The organism is Pseudomonas sp. ADPe (assembly GCF_014843515.1).
In the GTDB taxonomy this organism is placed as follows: Bacteria; Pseudomonadota; Gammaproteobacteria; order Pseudomonadales; family Pseudomonadaceae; genus Pseudomonas; species Pseudomonas citronellolis.
The window spans coordinates 6,421,421-6,435,928 of record NZ_CP062122.1; the positions used below are offsets into that span (position 1 = coordinate 6,421,421).

The 14,508-nt window shown below is 68.9% G+C and carries 15 protein-coding genes; 9 read left to right on the forward strand and 6 right to left on the reverse strand.

What is annotated here, in order from left to right; genetic code table 11:
• Positions 1–3: 3 nt before the first annotated feature.
• Positions 4–1,131, forward strand: coding sequence for an acyl-CoA dehydrogenase family protein (locus IG194_RS29050; protein ID WP_058489556.1), 1,128 nt, complete (start codon positions 4–6; stop codon positions 1,129–1,131).
• Between the two features lie 235 nt (positions 1,132–1,366).
• Here the strand turns inward: IG194_RS29050 and IG194_RS29055 are convergent, their stop codons facing one another.
• Positions 1,367–2,329 (reverse strand): GlxA family transcriptional regulator, encoded by a 963-nt coding sequence (locus IG194_RS29055; protein WP_058489557.1) that lies wholly within the window; start codon positions 2,327–2,329, stop codon positions 1,367–1,369.
• A 274-nt stretch (positions 2,330–2,603) separates the two neighbouring features.
• Between IG194_RS29055 and IG194_RS29060 the strand changes: the two genes are divergently transcribed.
• Positions 2,604–2,852: a DUF2790 domain-containing protein gene (locus tag IG194_RS29060; RefSeq protein WP_009622183.1), complete on the forward strand. Its 249-nt coding sequence runs from the start codon at positions 2,604–2,606 to the stop codon at positions 2,850–2,852.
• Between the two features lie 55 nt (positions 2,853–2,907).
• Here IG194_RS29060 and IG194_RS29065 read toward each other — a convergent pair whose 3' ends face one another.
• Positions 2,908–3,834, reverse strand: a complete 927-nt coding sequence (locus IG194_RS29065; protein ID WP_009622181.1) for a LysR family transcriptional regulator — start codon at positions 3,832–3,834, stop codon at positions 2,908–2,910.
• A 124-nt stretch (positions 3,835–3,958) separates the two neighbouring features.
• Between IG194_RS29065 and IG194_RS29070 the strand changes: the two genes are divergently transcribed.
• From IG194_RS29070 to IG194_RS29085, 4 genes are all read left to right on the forward strand, one after another.
• A complete protein-coding gene (locus IG194_RS29070) occupies positions 3,959–4,657 on the forward strand; it encodes a CoA transferase subunit A (RefSeq protein ID WP_009622180.1) in 699 nt (232 codons plus the stop codon).
• A gap of 26 nt (positions 4,658–4,683) precedes the next feature.
• The gene (locus tag IG194_RS29075; protein ID WP_058489558.1) at positions 4,684–5,340 is read left to right on the forward strand and encodes a CoA transferase subunit B; all 657 of its coding nucleotides are present in this window, start codon (positions 4,684–4,686) and stop codon (positions 5,338–5,340) included.
• Between the two features lie 262 nt (positions 5,341–5,602).
• Entirely contained in the window at positions 5,603–6,784 is a 1,182-nt protein-coding gene (locus IG194_RS29080) for an acetyl-CoA C-acetyltransferase (RefSeq protein ID WP_058489559.1), read from the forward strand.
• A gap of 98 nt (positions 6,785–6,882) precedes the next feature.
• A complete protein-coding gene (locus IG194_RS29085) occupies positions 6,883–8,307 on the forward strand; it encodes a short-chain fatty acid transporter (RefSeq protein WP_043272688.1) in 1,425 nt (474 codons plus the stop codon).
• A 371-nt stretch (positions 8,308–8,678) separates the two neighbouring features.
• Here IG194_RS29085 and IG194_RS29090 read toward each other — a convergent pair whose 3' ends face one another.
• Complete coding sequence (locus IG194_RS29090) at positions 8,679–9,884, reverse strand: NAD(P)/FAD-dependent oxidoreductase (RefSeq protein WP_058489560.1); 1,206 nt, start codon at positions 9,882–9,884, stop codon at positions 8,679–8,681.
• 275 nt (positions 9,885–10,159) lie between these two features.
• Between IG194_RS29090 and IG194_RS29095 the strand changes: the two genes are divergently transcribed.
• Positions 10,160–10,948 (forward strand): SDR family NAD(P)-dependent oxidoreductase, encoded by a 789-nt coding sequence (locus tag IG194_RS29095; RefSeq protein WP_058489561.1) that lies wholly within the window; start codon positions 10,160–10,162, stop codon positions 10,946–10,948.
• An 11-nt stretch (positions 10,949–10,959) separates the two neighbouring features.
• Here the strand turns inward: IG194_RS29095 and IG194_RS29100 are convergent, their stop codons facing one another.
• A complete protein-coding gene (locus IG194_RS29100; protein ID WP_058489562.1) occupies positions 10,960–12,393 on the reverse strand; it encodes a PLP-dependent aminotransferase family protein in 1,434 nt (477 codons plus the stop codon).
• Positions 12,394–12,547: 154 nt separating this feature from the next.
• On the opposite strand from IG194_RS29100, the gene IG194_RS29105 reads away from it, so the two are divergent.
• On the forward strand, positions 12,548–12,988 hold the full coding sequence (locus IG194_RS29105) for a carboxymuconolactone decarboxylase family protein (protein ID WP_043272695.1): 441 nt from the start codon (positions 12,548–12,550) through the stop codon (positions 12,986–12,988).
• Here IG194_RS29105 and IG194_RS29110 read toward each other — a convergent pair.
• On the reverse strand, positions 12,985–13,152 hold the full coding sequence (locus IG194_RS29110) for a hypothetical protein (RefSeq protein WP_160329413.1): 168 nt from the start codon (positions 13,150–13,152) through the stop codon (positions 12,985–12,987). The genes IG194_RS29105 and IG194_RS29110 overlap by 4 nt on opposite strands.
• A gap of 200 nt (positions 13,153–13,352) precedes the next feature.
• On the reverse strand, positions 13,353–13,781 hold the full coding sequence (locus IG194_RS29115) for an organic hydroperoxide resistance protein (protein ID WP_009622165.1): 429 nt from the start codon (positions 13,779–13,781) through the stop codon (positions 13,353–13,355).
• A gap of 138 nt (positions 13,782–13,919) precedes the next feature.
• Between IG194_RS29115 and IG194_RS29120 the strand changes: the two genes are divergently transcribed.
• Complete coding sequence (locus IG194_RS29120) at positions 13,920–14,507, forward strand: CGNR zinc finger domain-containing protein (protein WP_058489563.1); 588 nt, start codon at positions 13,920–13,922, stop codon at positions 14,505–14,507.
• Position 14,508 lies beyond the last annotated feature (1 nt).

Sequence of the window (14,508 nt, forward strand, 5' to 3'; positions counted from 1 at the left end):
AGCATGATTCCCAGCGAAGAAGAACTGCAGATCCGCGACGTCGCCCGCCAGTTCGCCCAGGAGCGGCTGAAACCCTTCGCCGCCGAGTGGGACCGCGAGCACCGCTTCCCGGCCGAGGCGCTGAAGGAAATGGCCGATCTCGGCTTCCTCGGCATGCTGGTGGCCGAGGAATGGGGCGGCGCGCAGACCGGGCACCTGGCTTATGCCATGGCCCTGGAAGAGATCGCCGCCGGCGACGGCGCCTGCTCCACCATCATGAGCGTGCACAACTCGGTGGGCTGCATGCCCATCGCCAAGTTCGGCAGCGAAGAACAGAAGCGCCAGTTCCTGGTACCCCTGGCCCGCGGCGAGATGATCGGCGCCTTCGCCCTCACCGAGCCCCAGGCCGGCTCCGACGCCAGCTTCCTGAAGACCCGCGCGCGCCGCGACGGCGACCATTACGTGCTGAACGGCAGCAAGCAGTTCATCACCTCCGGCAGCCACGCCGGACTGGTGATCGTCTTCGCTGTGACTGACGCGGCGGCCGGCAAGAAGGGCATCAGCGCCTTCATCGTGCCCACCGACACCCCCGGCTACCGTGTGGTGCGGGTGGAAGACAAGCTCGGCCAGCACGCCTCGGACACCTGCCAGATCGCCTTCGATGACCTGCGCATCCCGGCCAGCTACCGGCTGGGCGAGGAGGGCCAGGGCTACGCCATCGCCCTGGCCAACCTGGAGGGCGGGCGTATCGGCATCGCCTCCCAGGCGGTGGGCATGGCCCGCGCCGCCTTCGAATACGCCCGCGACTACGCCCACGAGCGCGAGACCTTCGGCAAGCCGATCATCCAGCACCAGGCGGTGGCCTTCCGCCTCAGCGACATGGCCACCGAGATAGCCGTGGCCCGGCAGATGGTCCACCACGCGGCGAGCCTGCGTGAGGCGGGCCTGCCGTGTCTGACGGAAGCCTCCATGGCCAAGCTGTTCGCCTCGGAGATGGCCGAGCGGGTGTGCTCGGCGGCGATTCAGACGCTGGGGGGGTATGGTTACCTGCAGGATTACCCGGTGGAGCGTATCTATCGGGATGTGCGGGTGTGCCAGATCTATGAGGGCACCAGTGATGTGCAGCGGTTGGTGATTGCGCGGAGTTTGTGAGGAGCGCTTGCCGGTTCCCTCGGCGCGGAGGTGGGTTCCTTTCCCTCTCCCCAGCCCTCTCCCTGAAGGGAGAGGGGGCTAGTCCGTGCCGAGAGGAGGAATGGTTCAGTCGGAAGCCTCCGGTGTTGCCGGCTGACTCCAGAACATCCAAGCACACCGAACGGTCCCCTCTCCCTTCAGGGAGAGGGTTAGGGAGAGGGCGCTCTTCGGGGTTATCACCATTCTCTCAAGCCCGTTACCCATCCCCCCGAAACCGCCCCCGATACTCCGTCGGTGTCACCCCCAGCCTCTGCACGAACACCAGCCGCATCCGCGCCGCGCTGCCGAAGCCGCAGCGCCAGGCCACCACCTTCAGCGGCAGCCCGCTGCCTTCCAGCAACCCCCGCGCCGCGTCCAGCCGGGCGCGCTGGACGAACTCCGCCGGGGTGATGCCCGCCTCGCGGACGAACACCCGGGCGAAGGTGCGCTCGCTCATGGTCGCCACCGCCGCCAGTTCCGCCACCGACAGCGCGTCGGTGAGATGGGCCTGCACGTGGCGCTGTACCCGGGCGATGGGCGAGTCGCCGTCCGCTGGCGCCTGCAGATAGGGGCTGAACTGCGACTGGCCGCCCTGGCGCTGGGCCACCACCAGCAGGCGCTTGGCCACGCTCAATGCCACCGCCGGGCCGTGGTCCTCGGCGACCAGCGCCAGGGCCAGGTCGATGCCGGCGGTCACCCCTGCGGAGGTCACCAGCGCGCCGTCGCGCACGTGGATGCTGTCGGGCTCCACCCTTGCCCGCGGGAACAGCTGCGCCAGGCGCGCGGCGTCGCCCCAGTGGGTGGTGACGCGCTTGCCGTCCAGCAGCCCGGCATGGCCGAGGAGGAAGACGCCGGTGCAGATCGAGCCGTAGCGCGGCGTCTCGGCGCAGGCCCGGCGCAGCCAGGCGAGGAGGGCGGTGGAAGGTGTCTCGGCGGGCAGTTGCGGGCCGCCGGGCACCAGCAGGATGTCGAAGCCGCCGACGGCGCCGTCCAGCTCGTGCTGCGCGCCCAGCAACTGGCCGTTGGAGGCGGGGATGGGGAAGCCGCGTTCGGCCAGCGTCAGCACCTGGTAGCCGCTGCCCGGCGCGACGAAGGCATTGGCTTCGGCGAAGACGTCCAGCGGGCCGGCGACGTCCAGCGCCTGCACGCCGGGGAACAGCAGCATGGCCACGCGTTTCATGGCGGAGTCCTGGCGACGAATGGGCTTGCCATTGTGACGCCCCTGGCAATTGGCAGCAAAGGGGAAAATGAATCGAATCCTGCCAGTCCAGGGGCTTTTTACCGCAGGTGAAAGGGCGGTCAATCCATTCAGCCAGGTTGGCAAGCCCTTATTGTTACGTTTTGCGCAGTAATCCCTTGTCGTATTGCCTCTGTGTCCGGAACGGCCGTTCAACTAAATTGAATATACGGCAAGGCCAAATGGCCAGCACGCCGGAAACCCGGAGAATCCCACCATGAAACGCACACTGTTCAGCCTGTTCGCCATCCCCCTGATGGGCGCCGCCCTGGCCGCCAATGCCGCCGATGCCGCGCCCGTGGTCTACCACTACGGCATGCAGCTCGATGTGGCCAAGGTGATCAGCATCGAGCAAGCCAACGACCGTTGCGAAGTTGCCCCGGCGAAAATGACCTACGCCGACTCCAAGGGCCAGGTCCACGTGCTCGAGTACCTGCGCCAGACCGAGATGTGCAGCGACATCTGACCCTCCCGGCGCAACGGGCGGCGTTCTTCCGCCGCCCGCGCCGCGCGACTCTGCCTCATTCTGCTCGACCTTCCTCGCAACCTTCCTTCTGCAACCGCGGCCAGTCGGCTATCTGCAAGAGCACGTCGCTCAGCGCCTGGGCGGCGCTGGAGAGCTTGTGCTCGGCCAGGCTGAACAGGCCCACGCGGCGCTCCACCGTGGGTTCGTAGAGGTCCACGCAGCGCGCGCCCAGCTCCTCCATCTGCTTCACGCACAGGCGCGGCACCGCGCTCACCCCCAGGCCCTGGGCGACCATGCGCCCGACGGTGACCAACTGGTGGCTCTCGAAGGCCACCGCCAGCTTGCCGTGGCTGGCCGCCACGCTGTCTTCCAGCAGCAGGCGCACCGCCGAAGGGCGCTGCAGGGTGATGAAGGGCTGCTCCAGCAACTGTGCCCAGGTCAGCCGGCGCTGCCCGGCCAGGGGCGAGCCGGCCGGCAGCACGGCGACGAAGCGGTCGCTGTAGAAGGCCTGGAAGCTCAGGCCGTCGAGGCTGTCCGGCTCGAAGGCGATGCCCAGCTCGACGCGGCGGTTGCGCACCATCTCCAGCACCTGTTCGTTGATCACGTCGTGCACCGCCACGTTCACCTTCGGGTAGCGCTGGCGGAAGGCCATGAGCGCGCCCGGCAGCAGGTTGCCGGCGAAGGAGGGCATGGCGGCGATGGAGACCTTGCCCAGCTGGAGGGTGAAGTGCTGGCGCAGCAGCTCCTCGGCGTTGTCCCAGTCGGCCAGCAGGCGCCGGGCGATGGGCAGCAGGGTCTCGCCTTCGGGGGTGAGGGCGACGCTGCGGGTGGTGCGCACCAGCAACTGCCCGCCGAGGGATTCCTCCAGGTTCTTGATCGCCAGGCTCAGGGCCGGCTGCGACAGGTGCAGGCGCTCGCCGGCCTGGGCGAAGCTCAGGCTCTGCGCCACGGCGAGGAAGGCGCGCAGTTGCTTGACAGTCATTGATAAGCAAAGCCGAATAATCGATTGGAAAAACAAACTTAACAAATCAGTCCCCAGCGGTGAAGCTGCAGACGCTCTCCGACCGGCCGGTCGGAAACCCAAACTACAAGAGAGGCAGCAGCAGATGGCAGGACTCGACAAGCGGGTTGGCAGTTACGCGGAGGCCCTGGCCGGGCTCACCGACGGCATGACGGTACTGGCGGGCGGCTTCGGCCTGTGCGGCATCCCCGAGAACCTCATCGCCGAGATCCGCCGCCTGGGCGTGAAGGGCCTGACGGTGGTGTCGAACAACTGCGGCGTCGACGGCTTCGGCCTGGGCGTGCTGCTGGAAGACCGGCAGATCCGCAAAATGATCGCCTCCTACGTCGGCGAGAACGAACTGTTCGAACGCCAGCTGCTGTCCGGCGAACTGGAAGTGGAACTCACCCCGCAAGGCACCCTGGCCGAGAAACTGCGCGCCGGCGGCGCCGGCATCCCGGCCTTCTTCACCGCCACCGGCTACGGCACCCCGGTTGCCGAAGGCAAGGAAGTGCGCGAGTTCAACGGCCGCCCGCACATCATGGAACAGGCCATCACCGGCGACTTCGCCATCGTCAAGGGCTGGAAGGCCGACCACTACGGCAACGTCATCTACCGCCACACCGCGCAGAACTTCAACCCGGTGGTGGCCACCGCGGGGCGCATCACCGTGGTCGAGGTGGAGGAGATCGTCGAGCCGGGCGAGCTGGACCCCACCCAGATCCACACCCCCGGCATCTACGTCGACCGCATCATCCAGGGGACCTTCGAGAAGCGCATCGAAAAGCGCACCGTGCGTTCCTGAGCCCACCGGACAAGAGAGACAAGAAGATGGCACTGACCCGCGAACAGATGGCCCAGCGCGTGGCGCGCGAACTGCAGGACGGCTACTACGTGAACCTCGGCATCGGCATCCCGACCCTGGTGGCCAACTACGTGCCCGAGGGCATGGAAGTGATGCTGCAATCGGAGAACGGCCTGCTCGGCATGGGCGCCTTCCCCACCGAGGAAACCCTCGACGCCGACATGATCAACGCCGGCAAGCAGACCGTGACCGCCGTGAAGGGCGCGTCTATCTTCTCTTCCGCCGAGTCCTTCGCGATGATCCGCGGCGGCCACGTCGACCTCACCGTGCTCGGCGCCTTCGAGGTGGACGTGCAGGGCAACATCGCCTCCTGGATGATCCCCGGCAAGCTGGTGAAAGGCATGGGCGGCGCCATGGACCTGGTGGCCGGCGCCGACAACATCATCGTCACCATGACCCACGCCTCCAAGGACGGCGAGTCCAAGCTGCTCGACCGCTGCAGCCTGCCGCTGACCGGCGCCGGCTGCATCCGCAAGGTGCTCACCGACCTGGCCTACCTGGAGATCGTCGACGGCGCCTTCGTCCTGCGCGAGACCGCGCCGGGGGTGAGCGTCGAGGAAATCGCCGAGAAGACCGCCGGACGGCTGATCGTGCCGGATGACGTCAAAGAGATGACCTTCTGACACCCCCTGTAGCGGGCCCTGCCCGCGATCGCGCGCAGGAGTAGCACCCGTAGGATGGCGTTGAGCGAAGCGATACCCATCACCACCACTGAGTTAGTCGCGCTGTAAGAGCACCCTCTCCCTAACCCTCTCCCGCAAGCGGGGGAGGGGACTGGTCCGGCGCCGGGATGAGCACATGAGTCATCCTGGCACGGACAGCTCCCTCTCCCTTCAGGGAGAGGGCGGGGGAGAGGGCAGCCCAAGCCACCGGAGTGAGCCAATCATGCAAGACGTAGTGATAGTCGCCGCCACCCGCACCGCCATCGGCGCCTTCCAGGGCAGCCTGGCGAACATCCCCGCCCACGAACTGGGCGCCATCGTCATCCGCGAGCTGCTGCAGCGCAGCGGCGTGAAGCCCGAGCAGGTGGACGAGGTGATCCTCGGCCAGGTGCTCACCGCCGGCTCCGGGCAGAACCCCGCGCGCCAGGCCGCCATCGCCGCCGGGCTGCCCCATGCGGTGCCGGCGCTGACGCTGAACAAGGTCTGCGGCTCGGGCCTCAAGGCCCTGCACCTGGCCGCCCAGGCCATCCGCTGCGGCGATGCCGAGGTGGTGATCGCCGGCGGCCAGGAGAACATGAGCCTGTCGCCCTACGTGCTGCCCAAGGCCCGCACCGGCCTGCGCATGGGCCATGCGCAACTGGTCGACAGCATGATCGTCGACGGCCTGTGGGACGCCTTCAACGACTACCACATGGGCATCACCGCCGAGAACCTGGTGGACAAGTACGGCATCAGCCGCGAGGAACAGGACGCCTTCGCCGCCGCCTCGCAGCAGAAGGCCGTGGCCGCCATCGAGGCCGGGCGCTTCCGTGACGAGATCGTCCCGGTGAGCATCCCGCAGCGCAAGGGCGAGGCGCTGAGCTTCGACACCGACGAGCAGCCGCGTGCCGGCACCACCGCCGAGGCCCTGGCCAAGCTCAAGCCGGCCTTCAAGAAGGACGGCAGCGTCACCGCCGGCAACGCCTCCAGCCTCAACGACGGCGCCGCCGCGGTGCTGCTGATGAGCGCCGCCAAGGCCGCCGAACTGGGCCTGCCGGTGCTGGCGCGCATCGCCTCCTACGCCAGCGCCGGCGTCGACCCGGCAATCATGGGCATCGGCCCGGTCTCTGCCACCCGCCGCTGCCTGGACAAGGCCGGCTGGCAGCTGGCCGAGCTGGACCTGATCGAGGCCAACGAAGCCTTCGCCGCGCAGTCCCTGGCGGTGGGCAAGGAACTGGGCTGGGACGCCGCCAAGGTCAACGTCAACGGCGGCGCCATCGCCCTCGGCCATCCCATCGGCGCTTCCGGCTGCCGCGTGCTGGTCAGCCTGCTGCACGAAATGCTCCGCCGCGATGCGAAGAAGGGTCTTGCCACCCTGTGCATCGGCGGTGGCCAGGGCGTGGCCCTGGCCCTGGTCCGCGACTGATCGAGCCCCGCGTGCCCGTGTGACGGACGCCCCGGACGAACTCCGGGGCGTTCGGCGTTACAAAGAAAAATAACTCCAAGAAAATCGAGGTAGGAAAAATGAACGCGAAACTGCAACTGCAGGAAAGCCGTTCCGCACGCTTCGCCATGGCCTGCTCGGCCTGGGCCGAGCGCTGGTTCCCGGACTCCTGGGTGTTCGCCACCCTGGCGGTGCTGATCGTAGCCGTGGCCACCCTGGCCATGGGCGCGTCCCCCGGCGACACCGCCAAGGCCTTCGGCGACGGCTTCTGGAGCCTGATCCCCTTCACCATGCAGATGGCCTTCGTGGTCATCGGCGGCTACGTGGTCGCCAGTTCCGGCCCGGCCTCGCGGCTGATCGCGCTGCTGGCGCGGGTGCCGAAGAACGGCCGCTCGGCAGTGGCCTGGGTGGCCGTGGTGTCGATGCTCGCCTCGCTGCTCAACTGGGGCCTGAGCCTGGTCTTCGGCGGCCTGCTGGTGCGCGCCCTGGCCCGCCGCACGGACCTGAAGATGGACTACCGCGCCGCCGGCGCCGCGGCCTACCTGGGCCTGGGCGCCGTCTGGGCGCTGGGCCTGTCCTCCTCCGCCGCACAGCTGCAGGCCAACCCCGGCAGCCTGCCGCCGTCGATCCTCGCCATCACCGGGGTGATCCCCTTCACCGAGACCATCTTCCTCTGGCAGTCCGGCCTGATGCTGCTGGCCCTGGTGGTGGTGTCGGTGGTGATCGCCTACATGACCGCGCCGGGCGAATCCAGCGCCCGCGACGCCGATGCCTGCGGCGTGGACGTCAGCTTCACCCCGCCGAAGATGAGCAAGCCCAGCCGCCCCGGCGAGTGGCTGGAGCACAGCCCGCTGCTGATCCTGCTGCTGGTGGCCCTGGCCGCCGGCTGGCTGTTCCACGAGTTCGCCACCAAGCCGGCGATCCTCGCCATCTCCGGGCTGAACACCTACAACCTGCTGTTCCTGATGGTCGGCGCGCTGCTGCACTGGCGCCCGCGCAACTTCCTCGACGCCGTGGCCCGCGCGGTGCCGACCACCACCGGGGTGCTGATCCAGTTCCCGCTGTACGGCTCCATCGCCGCCATCATGACCACCGTCAAAGGCACCGACGGCGCCACCGTGGCACACCACATCTCCACCTTCTTCGTGCAGATCGCCTCCCACGACACCTACGCGCTGCTGATGGGCGTGTACTCCGCGGTGCTGGGCTTCTTCATCCCCTCCGGCGGCGGCAAGTGGATCATCGAGGCGCCCTACGTGATGCAGGTGGCGACCGAGCTGAAGTACCACCTGGGCTGGGCAGTGCAGATCTACAACGCCGCCGAGGCGCTGCCGAACCTGATCAACCCCTTCTACATGCTGCCGCTGCTCGGCGTGCTGGGCCTGAAGGCCCGCGACCTGATCGGCTTCTCCTTCGTCCAACTGCTGGTCCACGTGCCCCTGGTGCTGTTCCTGCTCTGGGCCCTGGGCACCACCCTGCAGTACCTGCCGCCGGTCATGCCGTAACCACGCAGACGGCCGCCAACGGCAGAAGCCCGGGCACCGCGAGGTGCCCGGGCTTTTTCATGGGCGGCCCGCCGGAGGTTCCGGCAATCGCGGACATGGCTTCTCGTAGGAGCGGGCCCTGCCCGCGATTCGCGCGCAGGGCGCGCTCCTACAGGGAATGGCGCGGGTGGGGCGGCGTAGGCGGATCTCATCCGCGAATTGCGCCGGAACCTCCGGCTATCGCGGACAAGGTCCGCTCCTACGCTGTTTTCCGGGTTCCCGTAGGATGGGTGGAGCGAAGCGATACCCATCGCCATGGCCGGAGGCAAAGCCCGGGTTCGACCATGGCGTTGGGGAATGACACAGATGTAGCGGCGAAGAACCGCGAACGGTTACGCCACCACCACCCGCTGCGGGTCGGCGGCTTCGCGGGCGGCCTTGCGGCTGGGCAGGGGCGGGTAGATCCACTGGGTGTTGATCTGCCGCTTGAGGGCCTTGGCCTCGGCGCCCTGCAGCTTGACCTGGCGCTCCCAGCCCTCGGTGTAGACCGCGCCCCAGGGGCCCAGGTCGAGGCAGGTGACGTAGACCGGCTGGGCGTAGGCCTGGGTGGGCAGGCCGAGGAGGTCGGCGGCGACGTTGTAGCCAGCGCTGCGGCCCATGTTCATCGCGTGCTGGCAGGACATCAGCGCGTGGTTGCCCGCATCGTCCACCTGCGCCAGGGCCACGTCGCCGGCGGCGAATACCGCGTCCACGCCTTTCACCCGCAGGTCGCGCGTCACGTGCAGGCGGCCGAGGGCGTCGCGTTCGCCGGGCACCTGGGCGGTCAGCGGGCTGGCCTGCATGCCGGCGGTCCAGATCACTGTCTTGGCTTCTATGCACTCGCCGGTGGTGGTGCTCAGGCCGTCGGCGTCGATGGCGTTGACCGCCGCGCCGAGGAAGCGCACCACGCCCAGTTCGTCCAGGGCCTGCTCGATCTGCGGGCGCGGGCCGGGGCCCAGGTCGGGGCCGATGACGTGGCTGCGCTCGACTATCACCACCCGCACCTCGGCATCCTCGCCCAGCACGCGGCGTACCCGCGCGGGCAGCTCGCAGGCGATCTCGATGCCGGTGAAGCCGCCGCCGGCCACCACCACCGTGTTGCGCGCGTCGCTCGGTGGCAGGTCGGCCAGGCGCGCCAGGTGCACGTCCAGGGCGCTGGCTTCGTCGGTCTGGTCGATGCTGAAGGCGTGCTCGGCCAGGCCGGGGATGGCTGGGCGGAACAGGCGGCTGCCGGCGGTCAGCACCAGGCGGTCGTAGGCGAGGGTGAAGCGCTCGCCGCGCTCGTTCACGGCTTCGACGCTGCGCTCGCCGGTGTGGATGCGCTCGACGCTGCCCTGCACGTAGCGCACCCCGGCGGCCTCGAACAGCGGCAGCAGCGGCGTGGTCATGGCGTGCGGGGTGGCCTCGTGCAGGCGCGGGCGCAGGTGCAGCAGCGGCTCGGGGGCGACCAGCGCGACTTCGACGTCGCTGCGGCCGTGCTGGTCGAGGACGCGGGCGGCGCCCAGCGCGGCCCACATGCCGGCGAAGCCGGAACCGATGACGAGGATGCGTTGTTGCATGGCGGGACTCCTGGGAAGGGAAATTTCGTGAAGGGGATACTAGGCGTTCGGCGGGCGGGGAATAACGGACAATCCGGGCGAAAACCGGCAGTCCAATCCAACCGGCGCTTGGACGTGGCCGCCGGCAGCGCCTAGGCTGCTTTGGGCCTACTCAGCACAGCGTCGCCCAGCCCTTGTTCGCGTAACCCCGCAGCGGAATCCGTTCGCGAGCAAGCTCGCTCCTACGAAAATCGAAAACCGAAAACCGAAAACCGAAATCAACCGAGAGCAGCGCCATGAACTTCAATCTGCAAGACAAGCTCGCCCTGGTCAGCGGTTCCACCAAGGGCATCGGTTTCGCCATCGTCCAGGGCCTGGCGCGCGAGGGCGCGCGGGTGGTCCTCAACGGCCGCAGCCAGGCTTCGGTGGACGCCGCCCTGGCCAAGCTGCGCGAGCAGCAGCCCGACGCCCGCGTCGAAGGCTTCGCCGGCGACCTGTCGCAACCTTCCGTCATCGCCGAACTGGTGCGTCTGCACCCGCAGGTGGACGTGCTGGTGAACAACCTGGGCATCTTCGATCCCAAACCCTTCGCGGAGATTCCCGACGAGGACTGGGAGCGCTTCCTGCAGGTCAACCTGCTGTCCGGCGTGCGCCTGAGCCGCGCCTACCTGCCGGGCATGAAGCAGCGCAACTGGGGCCGGGTGGTGTTCATCAGCAGCGAGAGCGGCGTGCAGATTCCGGTGGAGATGATCCACTACGGCGTCACCAAGACCGCCCAGCTCGGCCTGTCCCGCGGGCTGGCGGAGGACTGCGCGGGCACCGGGGTGACGGTCAACGCGGTGCTGCCGGGGCCGACGCATTCCGAGGGCGTCGACGAGTTCGTCGGCAAGCTCTCCGGCGGCCAGCCGTTCGCCGAGTTCGAGGCGGAGTTCTTCCGCAGCGCGCGGCCCAGCTCGCTGCTCAAGCGCTTCACCACGCCGGAGGAGGTGGCCAACCTGGTGGTGTACGTCTGCTCCGAGGCGTCCTCGGCCACCAATGGCGCGGCCCTGCGCGCCGACGGCGGGGTGGTGCGTTCGGCCTTCTGAGGCGCGTGGCTTCAGGCGATCTGCCGGAGCAGGTCGCGCAGCTTGTCCAGGGCCGGGTCGATGTCCAGCTTCTCGATGGCGCCGAAGCCCATCAGCAGGCCCTGGCGCACCGGCTCGCGGTCGTAGAAGCCGTCCAGCGGATAGATGCCGACTTCCAGCTTGCGCGCCAGCTCCACCAGCAGCGGCAGCTTCACCGGCACCCTGAACAGCAGCGCCAGGTGGAAGCCGGCGTTGGATGGCACCGCCTGCAGCCAGGGCGAGAGGTCGCCTTCGACGCGCGCCAGGATGCGTTCGCGGCGCGTGGCGTAGATGCCGTGGCAGCGGCGGATGTGCTTGAGCAGGCAGCCGTCGGCGATGAACTTGGCCAGCGCCCACTGCGCCAGGGTCGAGCTGTGCCAGTCGTTCAGCTGCCGCGCACGCAGCAGGGCCGGGCGCAGGCCCGGCGGCACCACCAGGTAGCCCAGGCGCAGCTCCGGCAGCAGCGTCTTGGAGAAGGTCCCGACGTAGGCCACCAGGCCCAGGCGGTCGAGGCTGTGCAGCGTCTCGTGGGGGCGGCCCTCGTAGCGGAATTCGCTGTCGTAGTCGTCTTCGATTATCACCGCGCCCAGCTCCGCGGCCCGCGCCAGCAGGGCCTGGCGCCGCGCCTCGCTCATCGGCATGCCGAGGGGGAACTGGTGCGCCGGGGTGCAGTAGATCAGCTGGGTGCCGTCGGGGATGCGTTCCACGCACAGGCCCTCGGCGTCCACCGGCACGCTGGCGATTTCCGCGCCCTGCATGGCGAACTGCAGGCGCGCCGGCGGGTAGCCGGGGTCTTCCATGGCCACCCGGGTGCCGGGGCGCACCAGCACCCGGGCCAGCAGGTCGAGGGCCTGTTGCGCGCCGTTGCAGACGATGACGTCCTCGTCGCGGCACTGCACGCCACGGCTGTAGGCGATGTGCCGGGCGATGGCGTCGCGCAGGCTGGGCAGGCCCTCGGGCTGCGCGTAGACCGCCCGCGGGCCCTGCATCTGGCGCAGGGCGAAGTGCACGCAGCGGCGCCAGTCTTCGTGGGGGAAGGTATTGAGGCTGCTGGCGCCGCCGAGGAAGTCGGCGCGCAGGGTGACGCCGGCGTGGGGGTGGACGATGCGCGTCTGCAGCGCCTCCCAGGTGTCGATGGCCTCCTGGGCGGCGTAGCGGATGGCCAGCGGGCGCTGCTCGTGGCGCGGCACCCGGGCGTTGACGAAGGTGCCGCTGCCGACGCGGCCGACCAGCACGCCCTCGTAGGTGAGCTGGGCGTAGATGTCCGACACTGTCTTGCGCGACAGGCCCAGCTGCTCGGCCAGCAGGCGGCTGGGCGGCAGCCGCGCGCCGGCGGCCAGGCGCCCGCTGTCGATGGCCTCGCGCAGCTGCGCGTAGAGTTGCCCGCCAAGGTCCTTCTGGCCCTGGATGACGATGTGCAACTCCATGAATGCCTCTCCGCGCTCGCTGTGTATTGGCGGAAGATTAGCCAGCGGCCGGGCCGGGCGCGAAGTTACGTAGCAGTTTTTCGTCGGATTGGCCACCCTGGCGCGGTGGCACGCCCGGCAGAATGGTCTTCATCTACCTTCGAGGAATTTCGCCATGGAACCACGCCTGGACTACTACACGGCCTCGCCGGAAGCGCTCAAGGCGATCCTGGCGCTGGAGGCGGCGACCTTCGACCTGTCCATCGAGAAGCCGCTGCTGGAGTTGGTCAAGGTGCGCGTCTCGCAGGTCAACAACTGCGCGTTCTGCGCCGACATGCATGCGCTGGAGGCGCGGCGCAGCGGCGAGTCCGAGCGGCGCCTGTACGCCGTGGCGGTATGGCGCGACTCGCCCTTCTTCAGCGACCGCGAGCGGGCCGCGCTGGCCTGGTGCGAGGCGGTCACGCTGCTGTCGCAGTCCAACGTGCCCGACGAGGTCTACCAGCAGTTGCGCAGCCAGTTCGACGAGCGCGAGGCGGTGGACCTGACCGTGGCCATTTCCGCCATCAACTGCTGGAACCGCCTGGCGGTGAGCTTCCGCCAACTGCCGGCGCTCTAGCGCCGCCGGGGTTGCCGCGGCAGGCTGCCGGGCAGGGCGTAGTAGCGGGCCCGCGCGGCCGGGCTGGCGCGCCAGAGGCGTTCGGCGGCGAGGTCGTCGGCCCAGCGGTCCAGGTCTTTTTCGGCGGGGTGCGGGAAGAGTCGGCGCAGCAGTCGGGCGAACATGGCGGTCACCTCTGTAACTCTTTAAGTGTATTTATATGGTTACTCAAGGCTGTATTCTGCGCTCGCCTTGTAACCTGTAAATTGTTTTTTAAAGAGTTACTGCGCCATTCGTCCGGGCAGACGCAGCCCGGCATCCGGGATAGGCCTTGGCGGGGAAGGGGAAAAGGCGGCTGCGGCGGGCGCCGCAGCCGGGGTGGGGCTCAGTCGAGGATGGTCAGGGTGACGTCGATGTTGCCGCGGGTGGCATTGGAGTACGGGCAGACGATGTGCGCGCGGTCCACCAGGGTCTGCGCCTGGTCGCGCGGCAGGCCGGGCAGGGAGATGCGCAGCTCCACCTCGATGGCGAAGCCGGTGGGCACCGGGCCGATGCCGACCACGCCTTCGATGGACGGGTCCTTGGGAATCGCCAGCTTGTCGCGGGCGGCGACGAACTTCATGGCGCCGAGGAAGCACGCCGAGTAGCCGGCGGCGAACAGTTGCTCCGGGTTGGTGCCGCGGGCGCCGTTGCCGCCCAGTTCCTTGGGCGTGGTCAGCTCCACGTCGAGCACGCCGTCGGAGGAAATGGCGCGGCCCTCGCGGCCACCGGTGGCTTCGGCGTAGGCGCGGTACAGCACGTTGTCGATGGACATGGCAGGGCTCCTGATCAGGGGAAGGGGACTGAACAGTCTTGGCCAGGCCGGCGCGGCTCGCCAGTCGCCCGGCGCTGTAACTTGAAAACGCCTGGACGAGGGTTACCATGGGCTCGACACCCCGATTCCGGAGCGAGCATGCGCGAAACCACCCCCCAGCCGCCTTACATCCTCGCCGACCACCCGGTGCTGGACTTGCTCAACAGCCTGAGCCGCGCCGATGCCGCGGCCCTGTCGGCTTCCGATGCCTGGCACAGCGATGCCGACGTGCTGCACTGGCTGGGCCTGCTGGGCCTGCCGGCGGAGGGCGCGGACTTCGCCGAGGGCGAGCTGCTGGCCGCCGCCATCGAATTGCGCGAGACCCTGCGCGAGCTGGTGGGCAAGCGCAAGCGTGGCGAGCCGGCCGACCCGGCGCGCTTCAACGCCTTCCTGCGCAAGGTCGCGAGCTACCCGCAGCTGGACTGGGAGGGGCAGGGCGCGCACCTGCGCCACCAGGCCGTGAAGCCCGGCGCCGAATGGCTGCTGGCGCCGCTGGCGGAGCAGGGCGCGCAGTTGCTCGCCGAAGGGGACTTCGACCTAGTCCGCGTATGCGAGCACCCGGACTGCACCCTGTGGTTCTACGACCGCACCAAGTCGCACCGCCGACGCTGGTGCAGCATGGCCCTGTGCGGCAACCGCCACAAGGTCGCCGAGCACCGCAAGCGCCAGCGCCAGGGCGACGCCTGAG

Coding starts and splice junctions, on each gene's coding strand:
- IG194_RS29065 (WP_009622181.1), bottom strand. CDS start 3,834: ATGACTGTCAAGCAACTGCGCGCCTTCCTCGCCGTGGCGCAGAGCCTG.
- IG194_RS29100 (WP_058489562.1), bottom strand. CDS start 12,393: ATGGAGTTGCACATCGTCATCCAGGGCCAGAAGGACCTTGGCGGGCAA.
- IG194_RS29075 (WP_058489558.1), top strand. CDS start 4,684: ATGGCACTGACCCGCGAACAGATGGCCCAGCGCGTGGCGCGCGAACTG.
- IG194_RS29070 (WP_009622180.1), top strand. CDS start 3,959: ATGGCAGGACTCGACAAGCGGGTTGGCAGTTACGCGGAGGCCCTGGCC.
- IG194_RS29115 (WP_009622165.1), bottom strand. CDS start 13,781: ATGTCCATCGACAACGTGCTGTACCGCGCCTACGCCGAAGCCACCGGT.
- IG194_RS29085 (WP_043272688.1), top strand. CDS start 6,883: ATGAACGCGAAACTGCAACTGCAGGAAAGCCGTTCCGCACGCTTCGCC.
- IG194_RS29060 (WP_009622183.1), top strand. CDS start 2,604: ATGAAACGCACACTGTTCAGCCTGTTCGCCATCCCCCTGATGGGCGCC.
- IG194_RS29095 (WP_058489561.1), top strand. CDS start 10,160: ATGAACTTCAATCTGCAAGACAAGCTCGCCCTGGTCAGCGGTTCCACC.
- IG194_RS29110 (WP_160329413.1), bottom strand. CDS start 13,152: ATGTTCGCCCGACTGCTGCGCCGACTCTTCCCGCACCCCGCCGAAAAA.
- IG194_RS29120 (WP_058489563.1), top strand. CDS start 13,920: ATGCGCGAAACCACCCCCCAGCCGCCTTACATCCTCGCCGACCACCCG.
- IG194_RS29055 (WP_058489557.1), bottom strand. CDS start 2,329: ATGAAACGCGTGGCCATGCTGCTGTTCCCCGGCGTGCAGGCGCTGGAC.
- IG194_RS29050 (WP_058489556.1), top strand. CDS start 4: ATGATTCCCAGCGAAGAAGAACTGCAGATCCGCGACGTCGCCCGCCAG.
- IG194_RS29090 (WP_058489560.1), bottom strand. CDS start 9,884: ATGCAACAACGCATCCTCGTCATCGGTTCCGGCTTCGCCGGCATGTGG.
- IG194_RS29080 (WP_058489559.1), top strand. CDS start 5,603: ATGCAAGACGTAGTGATAGTCGCCGCCACCCGCACCGCCATCGGCGCC.
- IG194_RS29105 (WP_043272695.1), top strand. CDS start 12,548: ATGGAACCACGCCTGGACTACTACACGGCCTCGCCGGAAGCGCTCAAG.